The 22390-nt window shown below is 49.0% G+C and carries 21 protein-coding genes; 8 read left to right on the forward strand and 13 right to left on the reverse strand.

The annotated features are described in order from the left end of the window. Window positions 1–24: 24 nt before the first annotated feature. The 6 genes from LQZ19_RS17125 to LQZ19_RS17150 form a co-directional block, all read right to left on the reverse strand. The gene (locus LQZ19_RS17125) at window positions 25–1338 is read right to left on the reverse strand and encodes a nitrogenase component 1 (protein WP_411048906.1); all 1314 of its coding nucleotides are present in this window, start codon (window positions 1336–1338) and stop codon (window positions 25–27) included. Then, window positions 1338–2852 carry a nitrogenase component 1 gene (locus LQZ19_RS17130; protein WP_411048907.1) on the reverse strand — a complete coding sequence of 505 codons (1515 nt, stop codon included), beginning with the start codon at window positions 2850–2852 and terminating at the stop codon, window positions 1338–1340. Before LQZ19_RS17130 ends, LQZ19_RS17125 begins: the two co-directional genes overlap by 1 nt. An 11-nt stretch (window positions 2853–2863) precedes the next feature. Then, complete coding sequence (locus LQZ19_RS17135; RefSeq protein WP_486401709.1) at window positions 2864–3628, reverse strand: amino acid ABC transporter ATP-binding protein; 765 nt, start codon at window positions 3626–3628, stop codon at window positions 2864–2866. Further along, complete coding sequence (locus LQZ19_RS17140; protein ID WP_411048908.1) at window positions 3628–4218, reverse strand: ABC transporter permease subunit; 591 nt, start codon at window positions 4216–4218, stop codon at window positions 3628–3630. The genes LQZ19_RS17135 and LQZ19_RS17140 overlap by 1 nt, the downstream gene beginning before the upstream one ends. A gap of 77 nt (window positions 4219–4295) precedes the next feature. Beyond that, window positions 4296–5120: a transporter substrate-binding domain-containing protein gene (locus LQZ19_RS17145; protein ID WP_411048909.1), complete on the reverse strand. Its 825-nt coding sequence runs from the start codon at window positions 5118–5120 to the stop codon at window positions 4296–4298. Window positions 5121–5167: 47 nt separating this feature from the next. Continuing rightward, entirely contained in the window at window positions 5168–5854 is a 687-nt protein-coding gene (locus tag LQZ19_RS17150; protein WP_411048910.1) for an amino acid ABC transporter permease, read from the reverse strand. A gap of 207 nt (window positions 5855–6061) precedes the next feature. Here LQZ19_RS17150 and LQZ19_RS17155 point away from each other — a divergent pair, with 207 nt between their 5' ends. Then, on the forward strand, window positions 6062–7336 hold the full coding sequence (locus LQZ19_RS17155) for a radical SAM protein (RefSeq protein WP_411048911.1): 1275 nt from the start codon (window positions 6062–6064) through the stop codon (window positions 7334–7336). Window positions 7337–7359: 23 nt separating this feature from the next. Here the strand turns inward: LQZ19_RS17155 and LQZ19_RS17160 are convergent, their stop codons facing one another. Continuing rightward, entirely contained in the window at window positions 7360–7884 is a 525-nt protein-coding gene (locus LQZ19_RS17160; RefSeq protein WP_411048912.1) for a hypothetical protein, read from the reverse strand. 394 nt (window positions 7885–8278) lie between these two features. Here LQZ19_RS17160 and LQZ19_RS17165 point away from each other — a divergent pair, with 394 nt between their 5' ends. Then, entirely contained in the window at window positions 8279–10867 is a 2589-nt protein-coding gene (locus tag LQZ19_RS17165) for an ATP-dependent Clp protease ATP-binding subunit (RefSeq protein ID WP_411048913.1), read from the forward strand. A gap of 16 nt (window positions 10868–10883) precedes the next feature. Here LQZ19_RS17165 and LQZ19_RS17170 read toward each other — a convergent pair whose 3' ends face one another. The 3 genes from LQZ19_RS17170 to LQZ19_RS17180 form a co-directional block, all read right to left on the reverse strand. Continuing rightward, on the reverse strand, window positions 10884–11216 hold the full coding sequence (locus LQZ19_RS17170; protein WP_411048914.1) for a type II toxin-antitoxin system PemK/MazF family toxin: 333 nt from the start codon (window positions 11214–11216) through the stop codon (window positions 10884–10886). Further along, window positions 11210–11467 (reverse strand): AbrB/MazE/SpoVT family DNA-binding domain-containing protein, encoded by a 258-nt coding sequence (locus LQZ19_RS17175; RefSeq protein WP_411048915.1) that lies wholly within the window; start codon window positions 11465–11467, stop codon window positions 11210–11212. Before LQZ19_RS17175 ends, LQZ19_RS17170 begins: the two co-directional genes overlap by 7 nt. Window positions 11468–11631: 164 nt before the next feature. After that, window positions 11632–13386: a beta propeller repeat protein gene (locus tag LQZ19_RS17180; protein WP_411048916.1), complete on the reverse strand. Its 1755-nt coding sequence runs from the start codon at window positions 13384–13386 to the stop codon at window positions 11632–11634. Between the two features lie 121 nt (window positions 13387–13507). On the opposite strand from LQZ19_RS17180, the gene LQZ19_RS17185 reads away from it, so the two are divergent. Next, complete coding sequence (locus tag LQZ19_RS17185; RefSeq protein WP_411048917.1) at window positions 13508–13831, forward strand: helix-turn-helix domain-containing protein; 324 nt, start codon at window positions 13508–13510, stop codon at window positions 13829–13831. A gap of 167 nt (window positions 13832–13998) precedes the next feature. Here the strand turns inward: LQZ19_RS17185 and LQZ19_RS17190 are convergent, their stop codons facing one another. Further along, entirely contained in the window at window positions 13999–15273 is a 1275-nt protein-coding gene (locus tag LQZ19_RS17190; protein ID WP_411048918.1) for a glucose-1-phosphate adenylyltransferase, read from the reverse strand. A gap of 109 nt (window positions 15274–15382) precedes the next feature. On the opposite strand from LQZ19_RS17190, the gene LQZ19_RS17195 reads away from it, so the two are divergent. Then, window positions 15383–17710 (forward strand): DEAD/DEAH box helicase, encoded by a 2328-nt coding sequence (locus LQZ19_RS17195; RefSeq protein ID WP_411048919.1) that lies wholly within the window; start codon window positions 15383–15385, stop codon window positions 17708–17710. A 197-nt stretch (window positions 17711–17907) separates the two neighbouring features. Here the strand turns inward: LQZ19_RS17195 and LQZ19_RS17200 are convergent, their stop codons facing one another. Together LQZ19_RS17200 and LQZ19_RS17205 are read right to left on the reverse strand one after the other, a co-directional pair. After that, window positions 17908–18258, reverse strand: coding sequence for a hypothetical protein (locus tag LQZ19_RS17200; RefSeq protein ID WP_411048920.1), 351 nt, complete (start codon window positions 18256–18258; stop codon window positions 17908–17910). After that, window positions 18245–19681, reverse strand: a complete 1437-nt coding sequence (locus LQZ19_RS17205; protein WP_411048921.1) for a hypothetical protein — start codon at window positions 19679–19681, stop codon at window positions 18245–18247. The genes LQZ19_RS17200 and LQZ19_RS17205 overlap by 14 nt, the downstream gene beginning before the upstream one ends. Window positions 19682–19837: 156 nt before the next feature. On the opposite strand from LQZ19_RS17205, the gene LQZ19_RS17210 reads away from it, so the two are divergent. From LQZ19_RS17210 to LQZ19_RS17225, 4 genes are read left to right on the forward strand one after another with little or no spacing between them, the layout of a single operon-like run. After that, complete coding sequence (locus LQZ19_RS17210; RefSeq protein ID WP_411048922.1) at window positions 19838–20986, forward strand: ribonuclease H-like domain-containing protein; 1149 nt, start codon at window positions 19838–19840, stop codon at window positions 20984–20986. Next, window positions 20983–21414, forward strand: a complete 432-nt coding sequence (locus LQZ19_RS17215; protein ID WP_411048923.1) for a GNAT family N-acetyltransferase — start codon at window positions 20983–20985, stop codon at window positions 21412–21414. Before LQZ19_RS17210 ends, LQZ19_RS17215 begins: the two co-directional genes overlap by 4 nt. A gap of 9 nt (window positions 21415–21423) precedes the next feature. Next, a complete protein-coding gene (gene ruvA / locus LQZ19_RS17220) occupies window positions 21424–22017 on the forward strand; it encodes a Holliday junction branch migration protein RuvA (RefSeq protein WP_411048924.1) in 594 nt (197 codons plus the stop codon). 44 nt (window positions 22018–22061) lie between these two features. Beyond that, window positions 22062–22331 (forward strand): DUF6364 family protein, encoded by a 270-nt coding sequence (locus LQZ19_RS17225; protein WP_411048925.1) that lies wholly within the window; start codon window positions 22062–22064, stop codon window positions 22329–22331. The last annotated feature ends 59 nt before the right edge of the window (window positions 22332–22390 follow it).

A 22390-nucleotide genomic window follows, 5' to 3' on the forward strand; every position in this document is an offset into this window, starting at 1 on the left:
TGTTTTTCTCCCTTATTAAAATTATTACAGGGCTAGTGTCGCCCTTGCTTCGCTGTACATATCTTCCAGGAGTTTCAGTCCTCCGCCGTATCCTGCTACACGACCATTAATCACCATGCGGTCTATCATGGGATACGAAATATTCACAAATATCCCCGATACTTTTTGGGCCACCGCGCGTTCCCAAACTGAACCTATAATAAGCGGATTACCGCTAAAATTAATGTCCCGTATTTTTTCTTCAATCACACTTCCGTCGGTGTTATACTCAACCTGCGCCTTTATACCATAATTGAGATTTTCAAACTCCCGGTTGATCCCGGAGCGGTATTTTTCCGGCGTATCATCGGTAATAAACTGAATTTCGGGGAACATACCCAGATCGTTCACCAGAAATTTCGTTATCCCCAGAGCGTAAAAGGCATCGGCCACGGTTAAAAACCGTTTTGACATGATACGCTGTTCCAGAAAAATATCCGAGTAGCGTTCTATATAGTAATAGTATTCATCCTCTTTTTCATTGATAAGGTGTTCGGTTATTTCTTTTTTAACGCCGGTAATATCCGCGACCTGACGCAGAAATTTGCTTGTCTCAAAAGCTCCGATGGGCAGCACCGGGTAATGCAAAAAGGGCGTTTTATATTTGGCCCCAAGGTATTGTATACTTTCAAGTCCCGCCCAGGGGGAAACCAGTATATTGAGTTCCGCCTCCGGGATACGATCAATATTCGGTAAACCCCGGGCATGGCCGAAAATCGTATTCACCGTAAGTCCAAGTTCCGAAACAAGAGATTCAAGTTCCCGCAGATTGCCCAGCCAAAAAGGATCCTGCATGGGCGGGGATACAAATAAGTTTACCATACCTTTTTGTACTTTTACCCCGGAGGCAGGCGGTTCCGGAAGATACTGTTCAAAAATAGCCTTCATTACCCAGTCGTGGCCAAGATAATTATTGCCCTTGAATCCCGGGGTGTTTGCGAAAATGACCCTTTTATCCGCGGAAGCAAACTCGCCTACCACCTCGCCCACATCATCACCCACGATCTCCTGTGTGCATCCCGTCAAAACTACAAATAAATCTGCGTCAACTATTTTTATAGCATTTTCAATGGTGGTACGCAGTTTGTCGGTTCCCCCAAAAACAACTTCCTTTTCACTTACGCTGGTACAGGGAAATATATTTGGAGAATACATTCCCGAAGTACCGTTGTTGTCATTTAACTTTGATGCACAACCGGGACCGGAATGTAAAATGGGAATTGCCCGGGGAATCGCGTGAACGGTCTGCATTGCAGCCAGGGCGCATTTGTAACGGGGCTGGAATAATACTTTTGCCATTACAGTACATCCTTTTCCAGTACCGGTACTCTTGGCGCTACCCGATCCGGGAAAAGCATGGCGTCATTTTGCTGGGTATACCACCATGATGTATAGGGCAGCTTTATACGGGAGGCCAGATTTTTTTCAAAACTCCGGTTATGGATAGTGTCAGCTATACTCTGGGCAAAGTTGAGCATACCGCGGTAACCAAAGATCATGTATTCATCCGCTACGTACATTGCGGCAATACCCTGCTTAATCGCCCATACGGTGCTGCCCGGATGCCTGGAAAAATAGAGATCCGGTTGATATTTGTTCAGGATACTGAGTACCTCATAATTCTGCATATCCGCAACGCTTAAACCCACATCGGAGGGCGAGTTGGTTTGAAGCCACTGAAGGGCGGGGGGTACTTCGCTGTTGTCATATTGGTAATCGTAGTGCCAGGCGGCCGCCCATACAACTTCCATATCAAGCTCCTGAAGCACCCGGGTAACTTCATAGGTATACCCCGGTCCCATGCCGATAACGGCCCGTAATCCCTTTAATTCACGTTTTAATTCGTTTATTCGGGGAAGATATTTTTCTTTTTCCCGTTTTAAAAAAGCCGCCACTTCGGTTTCTTTGTGGATGACCTCCCCAATCCGGCGCATCCATGCCTCAAATCCCGCTATACCCATGGAATTTATCGTGCGTATGTAGGGAACGCCGTATTGGGACTCCAGGGCGTTTCCAAGGTAGGTACCCAGGGTACCGCATATACACACGCTGGCCAATGATTCTGAAAGGTGTGAAAGCTCTTCCACCGTGGAATTCATGTACAAAAACTGCGGCTTTACATCAAATTCGCCGAACATGTTCGTAATTTGTCTGCGTTCACTTTCAAAAAAATTCTTAAAATTTATAACCGGTCTTTTCTCTTTTGGGGGTTTAACGATGGAACGCAATACCGCATGATCCGCAATATCAAACCCGGATGCCCAGATACGGGATTTAAACCCCTCGCAGTGAATACTTACGACCGGTACGGGAAGCTCTCCGGAAAGTTCTTCCGCCAGACTGTCAATATCTTCTCCCGTGACTCCCGAAACGCAGGAGCTGGCTACAAAAATCGTTGCGGGCCGGTGTTTTTTATAGGTTTCAAGGATGATTTCACGTACCGCCGGAATAGCTCCGAAAATAGTATCGTTTTCGTCAATATCCGTGCCGATTAATACCGAATTGTTCTGTTTGCCGATACGCTGGGCAATCTGACGGGCCAGTACATGTATGGCGGCGGCAAAGGCGCAGCATCCGGAAGGTGCGTGATACACAACCGCAATATCCCGTATACCCAAAAGCTGTTCAATGGCACACAGGGAAAGACACATACTGGACTGGCTGAAACAACGTTCCCTGTTTTTAAGGGTCCCGCAGCATGAGCGGGAAACCAGATCCTGTAAAGCTCCGTTATAACCGGTAATTGACCCCAGACGATCTTCCCTTGTTCCTACGGTGGATTTTTTTAACTGTGAATTCAAATTGATGATCATATATACTCCTCCTATATATAATACTGCGAATCACGTCCCAAATTGAAACGTGAAAGAAACTGTTTGGTTCGTTCTTCTTTTGGCTTATCAAAAATATCTTTTGGTTTGCCCTCTTCTACCAGAAACCCGTTATCAATAAAAATAACCTTGGTTGCCACATCATAGGCAAACTGCATTTCATGGGTCACGATTATCATGGTGACGCCGCTTTTTGCCACAAAGCGGATAACCTCAAGGATCTCGTTTACTATTTCGGGATCAAGGGCGCTTGTGGGCTCGTCAAACAGGATTACCTTGGGATTAAGCGCCAGGGCACGGGCTATACCCACACGCTGCTGCTGTCCGCCGGAAAGCTCAAAGGGCTTGCTGTCAAAACGGCCGTGGAGCCCTACTTTTTCAAGCATTTCTTCCGCGATGGCGCGGGCCTCATCTTTACTTTTTTTCTTTGATACCAGCAGCCCTTCCATAACATTTTCACCGGCATTTTTATTCAAAAACAACGCATAGTTCTGAAATACCATCGCTGTTTTTTGTCTGACATTCTGTATTTCCCCGGCCTTCACATGGGAAAAGTCCACTTGAAGGCCATCGATGCTCAACTTACCGGAATCGGCCCGTTCAAGAAAATTTATGCAGCGCAGAAGAGTTGTTTTTCCTGAACCGCTGGGTCCGATAAGCGCTACCACATCACGTTCGTTTACCGAAACATCCAGCCCCTGTAGTACCTTGGTTTTTGCGAAGGATTTATGAATGTTTTTTATTTCAAGCATTGCCATTACGCTACCCCCCGGTACATTTGTTTTTTAAAGTGCGCTTCAATTAATAAAAATGATTTTTCAATCAGGATAAACAGTCCCCAAAAAATAACCCCCGCCGCAAAATAACTTTCTATGTATCGGTAGTTAATGGTGGCTTCCAAAAGCGCGGTATTTAAAATATCATTCATACCGATTATTGATGCAATGGGAACCGATTTTAACATCTGTATGCAAATGTTCCCCGTAAAGGGTAGAATTACCGGGATAATCTGGGGTAAAACGATTCTGACAAGTACATGGTACCCCGAATGTCCCACCGAATATGCGGCGTCAAACTGGTTTTTGTTTACCGATTCAAGGGCGCCGCGAAACGCCTCGGACATGCGCACGGTAGCCGGAAATGATAATGCAACGATCGCCACAAAACTAACGGGAACCCTGCCAAATTCGGAAAATAATATATAAAACACCAAATAAAATATGACAATCGGAATTCCCCGGAAACTTGTTATAAGGATTGACAAGAGGGTACTAAAAAACGGAACCCGGTAAAACCGGATAAGGGCAATGGGCAGCCCCATGATAACCCCCAGTAACATGGAAATCATGGCAACCAAGAGAGAACGGGGGACAGCGCTGAGCCCAGCGATAAATGCATGTAGAAAAAATGTTAAATTGAAATCCATTATTTTTGTAATTTCGCGTAATAATCGGCGATCTCTTTTTGCTTTATTTTTTCCCATGTACCATCGGCTTTCATTTCGCGTAAGGCGCCGTCAACTGCCTTTTGCAGATCCGAAGCGTCTTTTCTGAAAATAAAATACGCCTTTGACAGGATAACCGGATCTCCCCGCAATTCCAGCTTCAGCCCCTGCAGGGCGTTAGCCCGTTGTATATCTCCCAACATCGAAATACGCGCCGCGATCCGTCCGCTGCCGAGTTCGGTGTGCATTACTTCGTCATCACTGAACGCCTGAAACTTAATCTGATGATTCGCGTCATGGTTGGCGTTATAGGTTTTTACAAAGGCTTCATGGTTTGACGCCGTACTGACCCCTACGATGGCTCCCGGATCGGGGTTCCCGGCAAATTCATCAATTGAATTGACATTGGCCCACTTCCCCAGGGTATTGACCACAACATAGCTGTCATAATCATTGTAACCCTCTTCTCCGTATAAATAGGTTGCCCGCCGTTCCGGGTTTTCTTCAAATTCATGGGCTCCAATATCAACTTTTTTTGTGGCAAGGGATATAAGCACATTGGCAAAATCATAGGTCTCGTAGGAAAAATAATACTGTGGAAGCCTTCTGTCCACCTCGTCCAGTACCGCTTTCTCAAATCCTACCAAATTACCGTTTGCATCAAGGTAACAGTATGGTTCATAGGTTTTACCGGTTCCCACAACCACTAATGTACCTTCTTTCGTATCAGCTTTTTTACATGAGACAACAGAAAATACCAATACCGCAGCTATCATTGGTAATATCAACACAAAAATCTTTTTCATAGATTCCCTCCAGAAAATATTTCTTACACAGTAAATGTGTATACGTTTTAAATAGCTCCCTGCGTCCTTGTCTTCCGGGCAAGGTGCAAAAAGGCCCTTTCGATCAAAAAAGAAAGCATGATAAAAAGAACAGCCACTACAAAATATGCCTCAAGGGTATGCATGGTATGCTTCCCGAGGGACTGAGCTTTACCGACTACTTCAATTATGCCCATAACAAAAGCCAGGGTGGTGTCTTCGAGCAGTCCAATAATCATAACTCCCGTACTGGGTATGGCTATCACGATACTCTGGGGGATAATTATCCGCAGCCAGGTTTGCAATTTACTGTGCCCCACGGAAAATGCGGCGTCCCACTGCTCCCGGGGGACGCTTTGTACCGAGGAGCGGATTATTTCGGAGAAAAAAGCGCCCGAATTCACACCGTAGGCAATAAGGACAAAGATAAGCTTCTCGACCCGCATGATGTTTATCCCGAAAGCAAGAAGCGCCAAGGGGAGCCCGTAATAGATAACGAACATCTGTATAAAAATCGGTGTGCCCCGGACAAATGAAACAAAAACAGCCGACAATCTGCCTAAAACCGGAATACGTTCAATGCGAAAAATGGCCCAAACAGCCCCCAAAAGAAGCCCGGACACCGAAGCGGACACGACTATCAAAAGGGTAAGCGGTAATGCCTGCAAAATTTTCGGAATATAGTCAATAACATAGCTCCAGTCAAACTTGAACAACCCAGACCCCTCAATTTATACCTTATAATTCATATGGTTTTTCAAAGCTATAGAAGTTTGAAAAACATGTCAAGTACCCGGAAAATGCTCTATAAGTTGTTGTATTATATAGAATTATAAAGTATTCGCGGAATTGCCGCCTCATTCTTGACATCCAATAATTCAATTTATATAATATAATTTAGATATTTATTATAGGAAATGACCATGGATATTGAAACGGCGAACAGGATAAAATCCCTTACCCATCCCTGCTATAATGGCTGTGGGGGGAAAAACACCCGCATACATATGCCGGTAGCGCCTCTCTGCAATATCCAGTGTAACTACTGCATACGCAAGTTCAACTGTGTAAATGAAAGCCGTCCCGGGGTTACCGCAAACGTATTGAGCCCCACCGAAGCATTGACCCGGTATAGCGCAGTGAAGCAGCGTTTGGGGAAACTGGATGTTGTCGGTATCGCCGGTCCGGGGGATGCCCTGGCAAATTTCGAACCGGTTAAGGAAACATTTTCGCGTATCCGGGAACTGGACGAAAATGTTACCTTCTGTGTTTCAACAAACGGATTGCTGCTGCCCCATTATGCCGAAGAACTTGCAAAACTCGGGGTTTCCCATGTGACGGTTACTATCAATGCTTCTGAGCCCAGTATGGGGAGACGAATTTACCGCCATATTGATTATCAGGGGAAACGGTATACCGGGCTTGAAGCGGCGACCATCCTTCTGAAAAACCAATACGAAGGCATTGGGATGCTTAAAAAGCTGGGGATCATCTGCAAAGTAAATACGGTGCTTCTCAAGGGGCTTAACGATGAATTGATGGTTGAAATTTCCCAAAAAGTAAAAAACGCGGGGGCCGAGGTTCACAATATCATGCAGCTTATTCCCGTGGAAGGAACCCTTTTTGAATCCATGCCCCTGGTCAGCAATGATGAGTTGAATAAAGTCCGAAGGGCCTGTGAAACCATCATTCCGCAGATGTTCCATTGCCGGCAATGCCGGGCCGATGCCATCGGCTCCCTGGATGATGATATTTCCTATGAATTTACCTGCGGCAGTGATACCCGGGAAAATTCCGAGGGTTCGGAAGCATTGCCCGATGAACCGGGTCTGCTTTTTGCGGCGGCCAGTAAAAACGGCGTAGTGGTGGATCAGCATTTTGGACATGCCACGGGTTTTTTTGTATATGAATATAAAAATGGCCAAACACGTTTTGTCGAAAGAAGAGAGGTGTCGCAATATTGTACCCCCCAGGAAGGACAGGGCGGAATTTTCCTTCCCCGGGACCACGAGGGAAACATGGAGGCTATCCTTGACGCCATTGGAGATTGCGCCGCCGTTATTGCCCTCAGGATTGGGGACTATCCGCGCCGCTTACTTGCAGATCACGGGATAGAATGTTTTATAACCTTTAGCAGCGTTTCTGAAGCGGTACAAAAGGCAGCGGAAATGGTACTGAAGCGCAGTATTGTATCATGATAGTAGCATCGTAATAATTTTTGTTAAAAAAATAAGCGTATACCCATTTGAAACCGGGGATCAAAAATATCTTGTTTATCTAAAATATGTTCCAAAAACCCCCATTCAAAGAAAAAACTAAAGTTTTTTTCAACAAATATATCAAGACCTATTCCAAGCCCAAAATTATAAGCAATAGGCGTTTCAAATAATTTCTTTGAATCATTTGAGTAAATACCTATTCCACCTTCAAGAAACGAATAATACCGAAAAAGTTTATTTGCTGTTATTTTTCCAAAACTGAATTTTTCAGTAAATGTATATGCAGTATTTGTCAAATCATCGTTATCATTTAACGTTAGCGAATTTAACCCGAGCTGGTTTCTTATGTCCAATTCTTCATTATGGAAAATTAAAAACCCAAAATCGGTAGAAGCAGCAATTCCATTAGTGGATGGTGAAAAATTGTAGCCCATACTCCAAGAGAAACGATTAACTTTTTCTTCTTGTGCATATAAGCCAAAACAAAAACCCAAAACCAACAAAACAAATACAAATCTTTTATACATAAGTACCTCCGGATAATATATAAATAAAATGAATTATTTTAACAAAAGTTACATTAAATACTTCTTCGCCCCCTTCGACTTTGCGGTTAAACATCCTTAAATGTATGATGTTGTACCAGGCACTTTCCTCAAAGTAAACACCCCCTCTTCATACTATAAACACCGGCGGGCGGAGGGAGGGGCATCCCCGGTCGAGCACATTTTGGAATTCTCTGCTGGAGGAGACCCGAAGGGGCTCCGCAAGCAGGCTCTACAAGCGTGCTCGACCGGGGATGCCCCTCCCTCCGCCCGTCTTTGCCGATAATCCTGAAAAAGGGATATTTCCCAAAGACTATGGCTTGATTGCCCTTCCTGTGTTATCATTTACTCTATCAGGATTAATTGGAGGCTTTCCTTGTCGAAAGGTTTAACCCAGCGGGCCCATCGCATATTGACCATTGACGCCCAGGAAGAGGCGCGGCATTTTAATTCGGACCAGCTTCTTCCGGAGCATGTGATTATCGCCCTGCTTAAGGATGGGGCAGGCATAGCCTGTAAGGCGCTGATGTTCCTCAGAATAGATCTGCTGGAATTCCGGCATACCCTGGAGAACGAAATAACCCGTATGTCCGGGGTACTGGTTTTTGGGGATGTACCTCCCTCTAAACGGACCAGAACCATGCTGGAAAACGCCGCCGAGGAGACCCGCTCCATGGGGAACGACTATATCGGTACGGAACATCTCCTCTTTGCGGCCATGCGGGAACAGGATTCCCCGGTTCAGCTTTACCTGAACCAACGGGCGGTGGATACGGATATGCTGCGGGTCGTGGTTCAGACTACCTTTAACCATGGCAGTTCCGGGCAGGAAAGCGAATTCTTTTCCGCCGCAGGAACGTATATGGGAAATGCGGATCTTTACCCGTCCAATTTCCCCCACCAATCCTCGAAGGAATCCCGGTCACATTCAAACCGGGCAAAATCAGCCTCCTATCCGCCCCTGAGTTCCACCCCTACCCTGGATGAATACTCCCGGGACCTTACTGCCCTGGCTAAGCAGGGTAAACTGGACCCGGTTATCAACCGGAGGAAGGAAATCGGCAGGGCAGTGCGTATCCTGGCCCGGCGGACTAAGAACAACCCCGTTTTGGTGGGAGAGCCCGGGGTGGGCAAGACCGCCATCGTAGAGGGGCTGGCCCAGCTTTTTTCTGAGGAAGATATTCCCGAAATGCTGGCGGGGAAACGTATCCTCTCCCTGGACCTGGGTTCCGTAGTTGCGGGGACCAAGTACCGGGGCGAATTCGAGGAACGGCTTAAAAAGATTATGAAGGAGATCGCCGCAGCTAAAAATGTGATCCTCTTTATCGATGAAATACACACGATCATCGGAGCGGGGGGCGCCGAGGGAACCATCGACGCTTCAAATATGCTCAAGCCCGCCCTTTCCCGGGGGGATATCCAGTGTATAGGCGCCACCACCCTGGCCGAATACCGGAAGCACTTTGAAAAAGACGCCGCCCTGGAGCGCCGTTTCCAGGCGGTGCAGGTTGATGAGCCCGGGCTTGAGGAAACCCTGAAAATTCTCAAGGGGATTCAGAAAAAGTACGAAGACCATCACCGGGTGACCTATACCCCGGAATCGGTTTCCGCTGCGGCGCGGCTTGCCCAGCGTTACATAGTCGGCCGGTTCATGCCCGATAAGGCCATCGATATTCTGGACGAAGCCGGGGCCATGCGGAAGCTGGAAGGGGGAGGCAATCCCCCGGAAATCTCCGACATAGAAACGGAGATTCAGCAGTTAAGCAACGAAAAGAACGCCCTGGTTTCGATACAGGACTACGAACGGGCTGCGGGAATACGGGACCGGGTACGGAACCTCAGACTGCGGCTGGAATCGGTCCGGGACGCCTGGGAGCGTTCCTCCCGGGATGAACGGATGGTAGTAAGCGAAGGCGATATGCGGCGGATCGTGGCGGAAACTACGGGCATACCCCTGACCCGGCTGGAGGAACAGGAATCAAGGCGGCTGCTCAAGATTGAGGAGGAGCTTCACAAGGAATTGGTGGGGCAGGATGAGGCGGTGCGGCGGATCTCCTCCGCCATACGCAGGTCCCGGGCGGGGATTTCATCCCCCAAACGTCCCCTGGGCTCCTTCATCTTCCTTGGTCCCACCGGTGTGGGCAAAACGCTTTTGGCTAAACGGCTTTCGGAGTATCTTTTCGGCAACGAGGATTCCCTGGTCCGTATCGACATGTCCGATTATATGGAAAAACACAACGCCTCCCGGCTCGTGGGCGCCCCTCCCGGTTATGTGGGTTACGAAGAAGGGGGGGTCCTCACCGAGCGGATACGGCGGAACCCCTACCGGGTAGTCCTCTTTGACGAAATTGAAAAGGCCCACCATGATGTCTTCAACCTGCTCTTACAGGTATTGGAAGAAGGTGAGCTGAAGGACAACCTTGGACACACGGTCAACTTCCGTAACACCGTTATTATCATGACCAGCAACGCCGGTGTGCGGGAGATTTCCCGGGACTCACGATTAGGCTTTTCCTCCGAGACCGGCATCATGGACATAGCGGAGATACAGAGCGCCGCCATGGCGGAACTGCGCCGGCTCTTTAACCCGGAATTTATCAACCGTGTGGACGACGTGGTGGTTTTCCATGCCCTGGACGAAAAACAGGTGGAATCCATCCTGGAGCTTCAGGTTGAAGAACTTGCCCAGCGGCTGGCGGAACAGGGTTACTCCATCGAAGTCCTCCCCGGAGCCCGGAAAATCCTTATCGAAAAGGGCTGGGACCCAAAATACGGCGGACGGCCCATGCGCCGGGCTATTCAGAAGGAGCTTGAAGATCCGCTGTCAACGATGCTGTTGGAGGGGAACTACCCCTTCGGCGCGGTGTTTATCGCCGATGGCCGTGACGGAAAGATAACGGTACAGCAGGCTCCAAAAACAGCCGGGCATCCGGCGCCGGAGACCGTGCAGCCGGTGGTGCTTTAAGAGGGGGTTTATACAATTATTTTTCAATTTCAACAAAGCCATTTATAATGTCAATTACATCGAATAATATTTCATCCGCAACCTCTTCAATGTATTCAGCATTACGTGCATTGGGATCCAATGTTCTTACTTGATCGCAAAGAATTACCCCTGTTGTTTTTGTTCCCTTATCCAATTTTATATGAAACGGATGATTTTTATCCGTGTTTGTAATTGGACAAACAATTATTAAACTTGAAAAATTATTAAAACTTTGATTGCTTACAACAAGAGCGGGTCGTCTACCCTTTTGTTCATGTCCGGTTTGCGGATCAAAATCAAGCCAAATTATATCACCCTGTTTTACCATATTTCTTTTCCCAATGGCTTTCCCCAATCTATTTCTTTTTGTTTCTTCCCACTTTTTTCCTTACCATAAAATTCTAATATTCTTTCTTTTGTGGTTTTATGTTTCTTTCCATTTATTTTTTTAATAACTATTGCTTCATTTTCTAATAGCACATCAACTTTATCATTTTCCGATATATTGATATTTTTTAAAAAAGTCTTTGGGAGCCGTATTCCCTGACTATTTCCCCATTTAACAATTGACGTTACCATATTTTCCTCCCTCCTAATAGGATATACTTAGTATATCCCATATTTTGTATAAGGTCAAGTATGAATATGGTGTTCTTTTAATAAGGGGTCATCCAATATTTCAGCACGTGCAAGCTATACGCCAAGCCGCTGCTGCGGCGCAGCGTATAGCTTACTTAACACTGTTATGGCGTAATCCAATACGCGGTACTGCTGCCGGTTGCTGCAACAAATCTGTCGCTGCCGTAGCTTACAGAGCTGAAATGGATGTTGCCATTATAAACACTGTAATAATAGTCTTCCATAGCTGTCCATGTGATGCCATCGGTGGAATATGCGGCATTGGCATTTTCGCTGACCGCAACAAATTTCCCGCCGCCGTAGGCTATGTCATCAATGGCGGCAGAACCAAATGTTATATCAGTTATGATGGTCCAGGTTATACCATCGCTGGAATATGCCGCTTTCCCGCTTTGACCGGCCGCGACAAATTTTTCGTTGCCGTAGCTTATAGTATAAATGGCAGAACCGCCAAATTTTGAATCGTCTACGGCGGTCCAGGTTATACCGTCGCCGGAATATGCCGCTTTTCCGCCTGCGCCAACCGCAACAAATTTACTGCCACCATAGGCTACATCATAAATATTGGAAGTACCAAATTTTGTGTCGCCTCCGAGGGTCGGTGTTCCTATTGCAACAGAATCTGTAAAATATGCCGCCTTCCCTGAATCTCCAACCGCAACAAACTTCCCTCCGCCATAGATTACGCCATTTATTTGTGTAGTACCAAATGGAGAAGGTGAAATAATTGTCCAGGAAGATCCGTTGCTTGTTTCTGCTATTCTCCCGCTGGAGCCGACTGCGACAAAATGATTAGCCCCTCCCGCTATAGCTGTGTATGTAAAAGAACCAGCTGATATGGTTACATTGTTCCAGGCAACGCCATCGGTTGACCAAGCCGATTGAGAACCACTACCAACGGTGACGAATCTTCCGCTACGATAAGCTATGGCATTTGGACCGGATGATGGAGATGTGGTATCCCTGGTCCAGCCTTTGCCGGCATAGTAAATAGTAACCGGCTGCGGTTCGCTCACTGCATAGCCTGTTTTCTGCACTGTTACACTCAATTCACCGCCTTGTGTAAAGTCTCTAATGTTCAGCCAGTAGACAAAAGGCGCCACAGTCGTACCGTTCCAGCTGTCTATGGTAATACCAGGTATGCCGCTTATAACAAAATCACCCTGGCTAAGCCCACTGATTGCTGTGTTGGAAGACAAGGTTATGCGGCTAGTGGTATAGAGGGCAGAACCATTGGCACTTATGGACAGGGTAATATTGATATCAGGCCGTGCACTGGCAGTGGAGTAGACAAGTGCATAGGTTCCGGTACCGCTGCCCCAAGGATTCACCGTTATTTTTACAGCGCCTGTTTGATCCGCAGTAAACTCACGCGGTGTTGTAAAAGCGGCATGAGCGCTGGAAAAGATATATGATCCGTCTGCATAATCAGCACTAAACTCAGCACTGAGCGTTTTGCTACCATCACCACTGGTTGCGCCGCCACTTACCTTACTATCATTCAACCAGATGTAGTAGGTGGTTCCGCTTGTAACGTCAAGCGTATACCATACCTTGTTATCAGGGGTGGTCGAGATAATTTCGCCATCGGTCCATATATTTTCGGTTAGCAAGAATGGGGATACCTCGCTACCGTCACCGCCGCCGCCGCCACCACCGCCACCGCCGCCACCGCCACCGCCACCGCCGCCACCACCGCCGCCGCCGCCGTCACCACCGTCACCACCGTCGCCGGTCTGACCATCACCGTCGCCACCACCGCCGGTCGGACCACCGCCCGGATCACCGCAGCCGGTAAGCGCTAACCCCAATGCCAACACTATGCTGATCATTATCAATAAAAGCCTTTTGGGTTTCATAAAAACCTCCTTGTCCTTAGGACATCATGTTTATTACCCATGATAATACCATGGGTAATGATATCCTATTATCCATTTTTCTGCCTGTCAACTACAATTTAGAATAAAGTCAGGATGACATATGGAAGAACATGATTTACGGAGGATTTTAAGCGCTAACATCAAACGTTATAGGGGTCTTCGTGGCTGGTCTCAAGCGGTCTTAGCAGAAAAGCTCGACCTTTCGACCAATTTTTTGGCTGATATTGAGACCGGAAAAAGCTGGGTATCCTCTTTAACCCTGGTAAAACTTGCCAATATGCTTGAAATTGAGGTTTATGAGCTTTTTAGACCGGACGAAGCGGCCGATGACGAAACAAAAGAGCTTATGCATCGATTTGTAAAGGATATTTCTATATCTTTTAATCAATCTTTGGGAAAATTATCCCAAAAATACCTTACTTGATAAAAATTGTAGGGTTTTTCGATAAATGAGATGGTTTTTTCACCTATTTTAGCCAGTTTCTGCCTCACGGTGGGTATTAGTAGGGATGGGAAGTTCCCTTAACCCGGGACCCAAAGGCCCATACCTGATAAAAGAAATAAGAATATCCCTGTCCCGGACTGTAAGGGCTAAATCACCGTGCCCGGGTACAGTACCGTGTTTTTCGGGATAACGATGATGCCGTCCACAATGTAGTAGTTGCCGTAGTTACCATCGGTGCGGTTCATATCGTCGATGCCGATACGGCAGCCTTCGCCTATGCAGGCGTTTTTGTCGATGATAGCGCCCTTAACAATGGCGCCCTTACCTATGCCCACGTTTGGAACCCGGGCTTCGGCGTTCTGCTGTTTCTGGATTTCCGTTTCGTAGAAGTCGGCGCCCATACAAATTACCCCGTTCAGGCTGGCGCCGGATTCAATGATGGTGCGGACCCCGACAATGGAATTGGCAATGGATGCATTGGTGATGATACAACCTTCGGCGGCGATGGATTGGTTCATGTTGCTGAAATTCATCTTTGATGGGGGCAGGTTCCGTACATGGGTATAGATGGGCCGGTCCTCATCGTAAAAATCAAAGCGGGGCTTGAGGGTGGTCAGTTCCAGGTTTGCTTCGTAAAAACTCCGGATGGTTCCGATGTCTTCCCAGTAGCCGTTAAAAATATAGGCGTTGACCTTGAGGTTATGGATGGCGGTGGGGATGATTTCCTTACCAAAATCGGTAAACTCATTATCCAGACAGCTTTCCATGGCGGCGGCGTTAAAAATATAGATACCCATGGAGGCCAAATATTCATCGGCCTTGCCGTTTTTGTCCCTCTTCAATTCAATGGGTACCTTATAATCCCCAATATCCTTGGTAGGACCGGGTTTTTCTAAAAATTCCGTAATTTCATTTTTCTTGTTTACCTGGAGTATCCCCAGTTGGCTGGCGTCTTCCCGGGAAACCGGGGTACTGGCTATGGTTATGGCCGCCCCGGATTCCTGGTGCTTCTTCAGGAAATCCTGAAGGTCCATCCGGTACAGCTGATCCCCGGACAGGATGATGTAATAGTCCGGCCTCTGGGTTCTGAAATGGACAAAATTTTTCCGCACCGCATCGGCGGTACCCTCATACCACCCGGAATGTTCATTGGTCTGTTCCGCCGCAAGGATTTCCACAAAGCCCTTGGAAAAGGTATCAAAGGCATAGGCATGGGCCAGATGAAGATGGAGGGAGGCGGAGTTGAACTGGGTAAGAATATAGATTTGCCTGAAGCCCGCGTTAATGCAATTTGAAATAGGGATATCCACGATCCTGAATTTGCCCCCAAAGGGAACAGCCGGCTTTGCCCTTGACTGGGTTAAAGGAAATAAACGGGTCCCCTTGCCACCACCTAGTACTATAGATAGAACTTCAGTCATAGAACCCCCTTTATTTTTATCGGCAAAAACCTATAACCCTATTATAGATAGGAATTACCAATCTGTCGATACTATACGTTTATTCTTTCTTAGGGTTACTATAAAAAATATGGAAAATGCAGCGAAAGAATTGAAAAAAATCCTCACCGATCCGGGTTTTGCCCCCTATATTGTGGAAGAACGGCTCCTACCGGCTACGGATGGGGTTTTTGTCCCCCTTCCGGCGGATTTAGACAGCCGGATTGCCGCCGGACTGCGGGATCGGGGTATCCGGGAAATCTATACCCACCAGGCTGAGGTCTGGGATGTGGTACAGCGGGGCCGGAATGTGGTGGTGGTAACCCCCACTGCTTCGGGGAAAACCCTCTGTTACAACCTGCCTACCCTGCAGGCGCTGCTGCGGGACGAAAAAGCCCGTGCCCTGTACCTCTTCCCCACCAAGGCCCTGTCCCAGGACCAGCAGTCGGAGCTGAACGAATTGGTAGGCGAAGAGATACCCATAAAGGTGAGTACCTATGACGGGGATACGCCGGATTCGCTGCGGGTGGCGGCCCGGGATACGGGGCGGATCATCATCTCCAATCCGGACATGCTCCATGCGGGGATACTTCCCAACCATCCCCGGTGGATCAAGTTTTTTTCCAACCTTAAGTACATAGTCATCGACGAAGCCCACGCCTACCGGGGGGTCCTGGGAAGCCATGTGGCGGATGTGCTGCGGCGGCTGCGGCGGGTCTGCGCCTTTTACGGTTCAAAGCCCCAGTTTATCCTCTGCTCCGCCACCATCGCCAACCCCAAGGAACTGGCGGAAACCCTGATAGGCGGCGATGTTACCCTGGTGGATAACAACGGGGCGCCCCGGGGAGAAAAGCGGATCATCCTCTACAACCCGCCCCTGGTGGACGCGGTTCAGGGCATACGCCGTTCGGTGGTGACCGAAAGCCGGCGCTGGATGCTGGCCTTCCTCAAGGGGGGTATTAAGACCATACTCTTTGCCCATTCCAGGGTAAAAACCGAGGTGGCCGCCGCGTATGTGAACGAGGACCTGGCCAATATCTACACCGATAATAAACGGATCCGGGTGGAAGCCTATAGGGGCGGCCTGCTCCCCAACGAGCGGCGGGAAATTGAGAAGGGTCTGCGTGAAGGGACTATCCGCGGGGTGGTTTCCACCAATGCCCTGGAACTGGGCATAGACATAGGCGGCCTGGACGCTTCGGTGGTGGCAGGCTTTCCCGGCTCCTTTAACAGCTTCTGGCAGCAGTCAGGCCGGGCGGGACGGAGGGGCGGCTCCTCGGTATCGGTCTTTGTGGCGTCAGCATCACCGCTGGACCAATTTATCATGAACGATCCCGAATGGTTTTTCCGGAAAAGCGCCGAGGAAGCGCGGATTAATCCGGATAACCCCTATATACTTACGGACCATGTTAAATGCGCCGCCTTTGAGCTGCCCTTCCGGGATGAGACCATAGAAAAGGGTGATGAACCCTTCGGAAAGGATGTGGGAGAAGTACTTTCCTTCCTGGAAGAAGAGGGCATCGTACGTCATACTACGGGACGATGGCATTGGGCGGATCGATCCTTCCCGGCGGAGGGGATCAGCCTCCGCTCCGCCTTAGCGGATAATGTGGTGATTGTGGATGTAACCGAGGGGCGCAACACCGTTATCGGCGAGATGGACAGGCCCAGCGCTAAGGAACTGATCTTTAAAAACGCAGTATATATGCACCGCGGCAGGCAGTACCTGGTAGAATCCCTGGATATCGCCAACCGGAAATGTCTGGTCCGGGAAGCGGAGGTGAATTACTTTACCGACGGTCTGGTAAAAACGGATATCAAGGTACTCACCGAAGACGAGACCCTTAGTTACCCCTTGGAAGAAAAATTAGGGCAGAATGTCCGTGGACATTCTGCAACACAAAACGCTGCAGGCGTTTTGTGCGATGTACTGGTCCGGTCCCAGGTTGCCAAGTTCAAAAAGATCCGCTTCCACACCCACGAGAATGTCGGCTACGGGGACATCGAACTGCCGGAGGAGGAAATGCAGACCCGCTCCCTGGTACTGCTCTTTGGCGAGACCACCGGAGGCGGGGCGGCTCTTTCCGGCTTTGGGGAAGACGAGATCGGCTCAATCCTCGCCGGAACAGGAACCCTGATCAAACACATAGCCCCGGTTTTCCTTCTCTGCGATCCCAGGGATATCGGCGTAGCGGAACGGGTCCGGGACCCACACTTCGCCCTACCCGCCCTGTACATTTACGATAAGTACCCCGGTGGTACCGGTCTTGCAGAAAGTCTATCACATCGGACAGGAGAACTGTTCCGCTCCATATACCGGGTACTTACAGAATGTCCCTGCAAAGACGGCTGCCCATCTTGTGTAGGCCCCGGAGAAAACAAACAGGGAACCACAGAATTCCTGCGCGCCCTTCAATGAATTTTGACCATGGGGATGAGGAATTTTGACCGCGAAGTCGAAGAAGTCGAAGAAAAAAACCGCAGAGATCACAGAGGAAACACAGAGATCACAGAGGAAGATGGGAAAGTGGCATTTTCCTCTTCCTCTGCGGCCTCTGTGTTCTTCCCTCCGTGATCTCTGCGTTTAAATTCTTCATCCCTCATTTTTCTTCATGATTACTTCTTCTCAGAAGTTTCGATGACTTTGATTTTTCGGAGAAAGTACCAGGTACCGATGGGAGTACCGTTGGCAAAGGTCATTTCCTGGGAGCTTTCCTGCCCTTCCACGGTTACGTTCTGCTGCTGGAGATCCCAGAGCTTGTCCCGGTCCTCTTTGTCAATACGCCATTCCCGGTCGGTCCCGGTAATAACCAGCTCCATCCCGGGGCCGCTTCCTATCAGCCGCACCCGGCCCGTAACCCGGACGGTGTTGGGGATTTCATCCTGCCCGCCCAGACCCATCAGCATAACTGCGGAGAGCATGAGGGGGAGCATGAGAAATAGTGTCCGGGGTCTATTCCGCCCCATTGTCCTGACTCCACAGTTTTATAGGCGCCGTTTCTTCGCGTTCCCGGCGTCCTAAAATATCCCGTGCATCAATTACCCAGGAATCCGGCTGCCGCCATGCCTGCCGGCCATTTCCCGCAATGGAAGCGCTTGGAATTGTTTCCGCCGCCCCGCCGGTAAGTTTGCCGGTTTCCCGAAGACCCTCTACTGTGTTAATATAATTGTCCTTCGCATATTGGTTCCAATCATCTAAGGCATTAAAGGTAAGGAGCCTTCCGTTGGCAGGAAAGGTGAAAACGCTGACGCTGGGCGAAGGGGTTTTACCCAGTCCCGCATATTTGATGTGTGAGCCGCCGCCTGAGGGGAGCGTACCGGAGGCAGCGCCGACAACGCTGTACACCCCTTCGCCGGGCAATAGGTATTTTGTTGATCCCCCGATAGCCCATACCCGCACGGTGGGAAGGTCACCCTTATAGCCGTATATTCCATTGGCGCTGTTGATATAATTCGCCGCAAACCATGTCCGCAGCACATTTTCCCATGTTTTTGTACCCAGACCGGCGGCAAAGGCGCCGGTAATCGCCCCGATAACCGCCCGGTAATCATAATAATTTGAAGTGATAATATCCCTATAAATACCGGTTCCGCCTGATTGCAGCCTGAGCCACTGGAAAAAGAGGTAGGCGGTGGAATATTCATCCAAAACAACGTTCTTGTCTTCTCCCCAGACGAAGAAGTTATTTCCCTGTGCAATGGTTTGGCTGTATATAAACCTGTTAACCCGGGACATATCATGCCCCCCCAGGTAGATATACTCTGCGGCGGTTGAAAGCCCTTCATCAATCCAGGTATCCATTAAATAAGGTCGTTTCTTCTGTGATGTGACATAATTGATAAAATGCTGGAGTTCATGGGCAATGGTGGCATAGGACTCGGGGGAACCGAGTTTCGACGGATAGGTATCCACATAGATCATATCCGCCTTATTGGAATTGGTTCCCGAAAATAAATCGGCGCTGCCGAAATAACCCGCAGTGTAGGCCCCCCCGGGGCTGCTATAGCCATCTTTGATATCCAGCAGAAGCAGGGTGAATTTACCGTTGTTGTCCACATCACCAAAATTCATGAGCTCATCGGAACCGAAAAGATTCGTTATTCTTGAATAAATGTTGTTATCATACTCTTTAGCGATGGCTTTTCCGGTATCAACGGATACCTCGGCGTTTTTTTCAGCCCAGACGATGCATCGTTGCCCCTCCGCAAGTTTAACCGCGTTAAGCGTATAGTAGTTGGATTCGGGGGTACTCATATCCTGAGCCCAGAATTGTCTGCTCGCCAGACCGCTATAGGGATTCTTAGTCCCCGAGTCCCCCGAGTCGGTGGGACAGGAACTCATTAGAAAAATCAGTGCCATGACCGGGGCGGCCAAAACAAGTCGTCTCATATTGAAGAAGTATACCATTGGGAATTCTTCGGATCAACCACGCCACGGACCACACGGACTAATACATTACCGTCTTTGTCCGTGAGGTCCGTGGTTATTCTTAATTCGGGATTGCTTCCCCCAAATAAACCTGTCTATACTGGTACAGGGGATAAGATGGGAGAAAATTTACGGGCGCGGCTGCGGCGGATCCGGGAAGCATCACAGAGAACGGTCCCGCCCTCCCCTTCCTCGGCTGTCCCCGATATGGCCGCTTTCCCCGACTGGACACCGGTTGGGTTCCAATCCCTCAAGCGGTCGGTGTTTATGGCCCCGTCCATGGCTATTCCCGCCAATCTGCCCCGGTCCCTGGGCATCCTCGTCCCGGATCTCCTTCGTTACCCTTCCTTCCCGCTTTCCCCGCCGGGAGCGAAAAACCTGCTCTTCTTCGATCTGGAAACCACGGGCCTTTCCACCGGCCCCGGTACTCTGGCCTTTCTGGCCGCTTTTGGCAGGCTGACGGAGGCCCCCCTTGGAGGAAGCTGCCTCAGGGTAGACCAGTACCTGCTCCTGGATTATCCCGGGGAAAACGATTTTCTGGAGGCCATCCTGAAGGAGTTTTCAGCATCATCTTTGGTAATAAGCTATAACGGCAAGAGTTTTGATTCCCAGCTTCTCAAGATACGCTGTCTCATGAACGGTATACGGCCTCCGGAATATTACCAAGCGGATCTTCTCCACCCCAGCCGCCGGCTCTGGAAGCGGGTACTGCCATCCTGTTCCCAAGCGTCGATTGAAACCGCCATCCTGGATATGGATCGCAGCGGAGATATACCCGGTTCCATGGCGCCGGATATCTGGTTTTCCTTTCTGAAAACCGGTGATCCCAGGGCACTTATGGGAATCTGCGATCACAATGCAAGGGATATCCTTGGTCTCCTGGCGATCCTGGGCGCCCTCTGCGGGATAGCGGAGGATCCCCGCGGCGGGGGTGAAAAATTCCGCTGCGATCCGGAAAGCCTTGCCCTCTGGTGGCATAGGGCAGTCCGTATTTTCGGGGAAAAAAATTTTGGCCCCGGGACCGCAAAGACCGGAGAAGCCCTGTTACAGGCTGCCGCAGAAAAGGGACACCGGCGGGCCGCTTACACCTATTATCGTAAACTGGCGATAGAGGCGGAGTGGAAAAGGCGAGATCCGGCATTAGCCCTTGGTTACGTTAATTCGTTCTTGGCGTTACTCGAAATTCAGGATACTATGGGAGAAGAGATGTTCCGCCGCCGGGAACGGCTAGTGGAAAAAATTGAAATAAAGGGAAAACTACTATGAATATACGATTTTTGACGATTGAGGATTACGATGCGGCTTACTCACTATGGAAGATTTCTACGGGCATAAATTTAAGGACCCTGGATGATTCCGAAACGGGGATCAGAAAATTCCTGGAACGGAACCCGAACACCTGTTTTGCGGCGGAAGAAAACGACGAGCTGGCGGGAACCATATTGGGGGGCAATGACGGGCGCCGTGGATATATATACCATATTGCGGTAAAAGCGAGCTTTCGCAACCGTGGTATCGGAAGATCCCTGATTGAATCGGTAGAAAACGCCTTCATCCGGGAGGGGATCAACAAGGTCGCCATGATATCAGTTAAGACCAACATTGGGGGGAACCGCTTTTTAAGGGCCTGCGGATACCCCATCCGGGAAGATATCGTATACCGGAATAAGAACCTCAACACTGAAAATACCTAGGAAGCTCCGATGTTTAACAGTATACGGGGAACCGTTACCGGAAAAATTGATGACACCCTGCGGATCATCACCGGGGGGCTTGAATGGGAAATCATCGTACCTCTTACGGATATGAGCCGGTTCCCCCTTCCCGGGGAGGAGGGGCAGGTCTATACCTGGCTGTATCACCGGGAGGACCAGATGCGGCTCTTCGGCTTTGCCGATGAAATCCGGCGGGCTACCTTTTTGGAACTCCTCAAGGTTGAAGGTATAGGCCCCAAAGCGGCGGTGAAGATCATGGGGGGTATAAGCCAAGACGAATTGCAGCGGGCCCTGGACACCGAAGATGTGGGCCGCCTGGAAGCGGTACCCGGCCTGGGAAAAAAGACCGCACAAAAGATGATCCTCGCCCTCAAGGGCAAACTGACAAGCGGCAGCAACAAGCCCAGGGCAGCATCCCCCCACAGCGACCTGGTAACGGCCCTGGCGGAGATGGGTTACGACCAGCGTTCAGCCGCAGACGCCCTGGCAAAAGCCGAAGCATCCCTGCCGCCCGGCTTAAGCGGGGCGGAACTGGAGAAGGCGCTGTTCAGACAGGCGATACTGTATTTGAGCGGAGCTTGAGAATGGGTAATAATATACTATTTTGTACGTAAGGATTCGCTATAATGAATAGAAAATTAACCCTCAGTTTAGATTCTGATATAGTGGAATTTGCCCACGATTTTTCTAAAAAATCACATAAACCCATATCCAAAATTATAGAAAACTATTTCCTGGAATTAAAAAACAAAAATAATGTTGGGCTGCCAAGGGATCTTCAGGAAATTTATGGAATATTTGAAAAATATGATGCACCGGATAAAAAAATTTTAAGGAAATCTTTCCATGAAAAGCATCATGAAGGAAACCGGAACTTCCGTAGCTTAGGGATCTAAAAGGACCACCGGAAATCAAGGTAAATAAGATTCTCTAGATGGTCCCTGGGAAAATTCCT

It is taken from the genome of Treponema primitia, from assembly GCF_046533075.1.
In the GTDB taxonomy this organism is placed as follows: Bacteria; Spirochaetota; Spirochaetia; order Treponematales; family Breznakiellaceae; genus Termitinema; species Termitinema primitia_B.

Coding starts and splice junctions, on each gene's coding strand:
- LQZ19_RS17170 (WP_411048914.1), bottom strand. CDS start 11,216: ATGGTAAAACAGGGTGATATAATTTGGCTTGATTTTGATCCGCAAACC.
- LQZ19_RS17190 (WP_411048918.1), bottom strand. CDS start 15,273: ATGACTGAAGTTCTATCTATAGTACTAGGTGGTGGCAAGGGGACCCGT.
- LQZ19_RS17155 (WP_411048911.1), top strand. CDS start 6,062: ATGGATATTGAAACGGCGAACAGGATAAAATCCCTTACCCATCCCTGC.
- LQZ19_RS17195 (WP_411048919.1), top strand. CDS start 15,383: ATGGAAAATGCAGCGAAAGAATTGAAAAAAATCCTCACCGATCCGGGT.
- LQZ19_RS17125 (WP_411048906.1), bottom strand. CDS start 1,338: ATGGCAAAAGTATTATTCCAGCCCCGTTACAAATGCGCCCTGGCTGCA.
- LQZ19_RS17185 (WP_411048917.1), top strand. CDS start 13,508: ATGGAAGAACATGATTTACGGAGGATTTTAAGCGCTAACATCAAACGT.
- LQZ19_RS17140 (WP_411048908.1), bottom strand. CDS start 4,218: ATGATTTCCATGTTACTGGGGGTTATCATGGGGCTGCCCATTGCCCTT.
- LQZ19_RS17135 (WP_486401709.1), bottom strand. CDS start 3,628: ATGGCAATGCTTGAAATAAAAAACATTCATAAATCCTTCGCAAAAACC.
- ruvA (WP_411048924.1), top strand. CDS start 21,424: ATGTTTAACAGTATACGGGGAACCGTTACCGGAAAAATTGATGACACC.
- LQZ19_RS17225 (WP_411048925.1), top strand. CDS start 22,062: ATGAATAGAAAATTAACCCTCAGTTTAGATTCTGATATAGTGGAATTT.
- LQZ19_RS17215 (WP_411048923.1), top strand. CDS start 20,983: ATGAATATACGATTTTTGACGATTGAGGATTACGATGCGGCTTACTCA.
- LQZ19_RS17130 (WP_411048907.1), bottom strand. CDS start 2,852: ATGATCATCAATTTGAATTCACAGTTAAAAAAATCCACCGTAGGAACA.
- LQZ19_RS17200 (WP_411048920.1), bottom strand. CDS start 18,258: ATGGGGCGGAATAGACCCCGGACACTATTTCTCATGCTCCCCCTCATG.
- LQZ19_RS17210 (WP_411048922.1), top strand. CDS start 19,838: ATGGGAGAAAATTTACGGGCGCGGCTGCGGCGGATCCGGGAAGCATCA.
- LQZ19_RS17175 (WP_411048915.1), bottom strand. CDS start 11,467: ATGGTAACGTCAATTGTTAAATGGGGAAATAGTCAGGGAATACGGCTC.
- LQZ19_RS17180 (WP_411048916.1), bottom strand. CDS start 13,386: ATGAAACCCAAAAGGCTTTTATTGATAATGATCAGCATAGTGTTGGCA.
- LQZ19_RS17205 (WP_411048921.1), bottom strand. CDS start 19,681: ATGAGACGACTTGTTTTGGCCGCCCCGGTCATGGCACTGATTTTTCTA.
- LQZ19_RS17145 (WP_411048909.1), bottom strand. CDS start 5,120: ATGAAAAAGATTTTTGTGTTGATATTACCAATGATAGCTGCGGTATTG.
- LQZ19_RS17160 (WP_411048912.1), bottom strand. CDS start 7,884: ATGTATAAAAGATTTGTATTTGTTTTGTTGGTTTTGGGTTTTTGTTTT.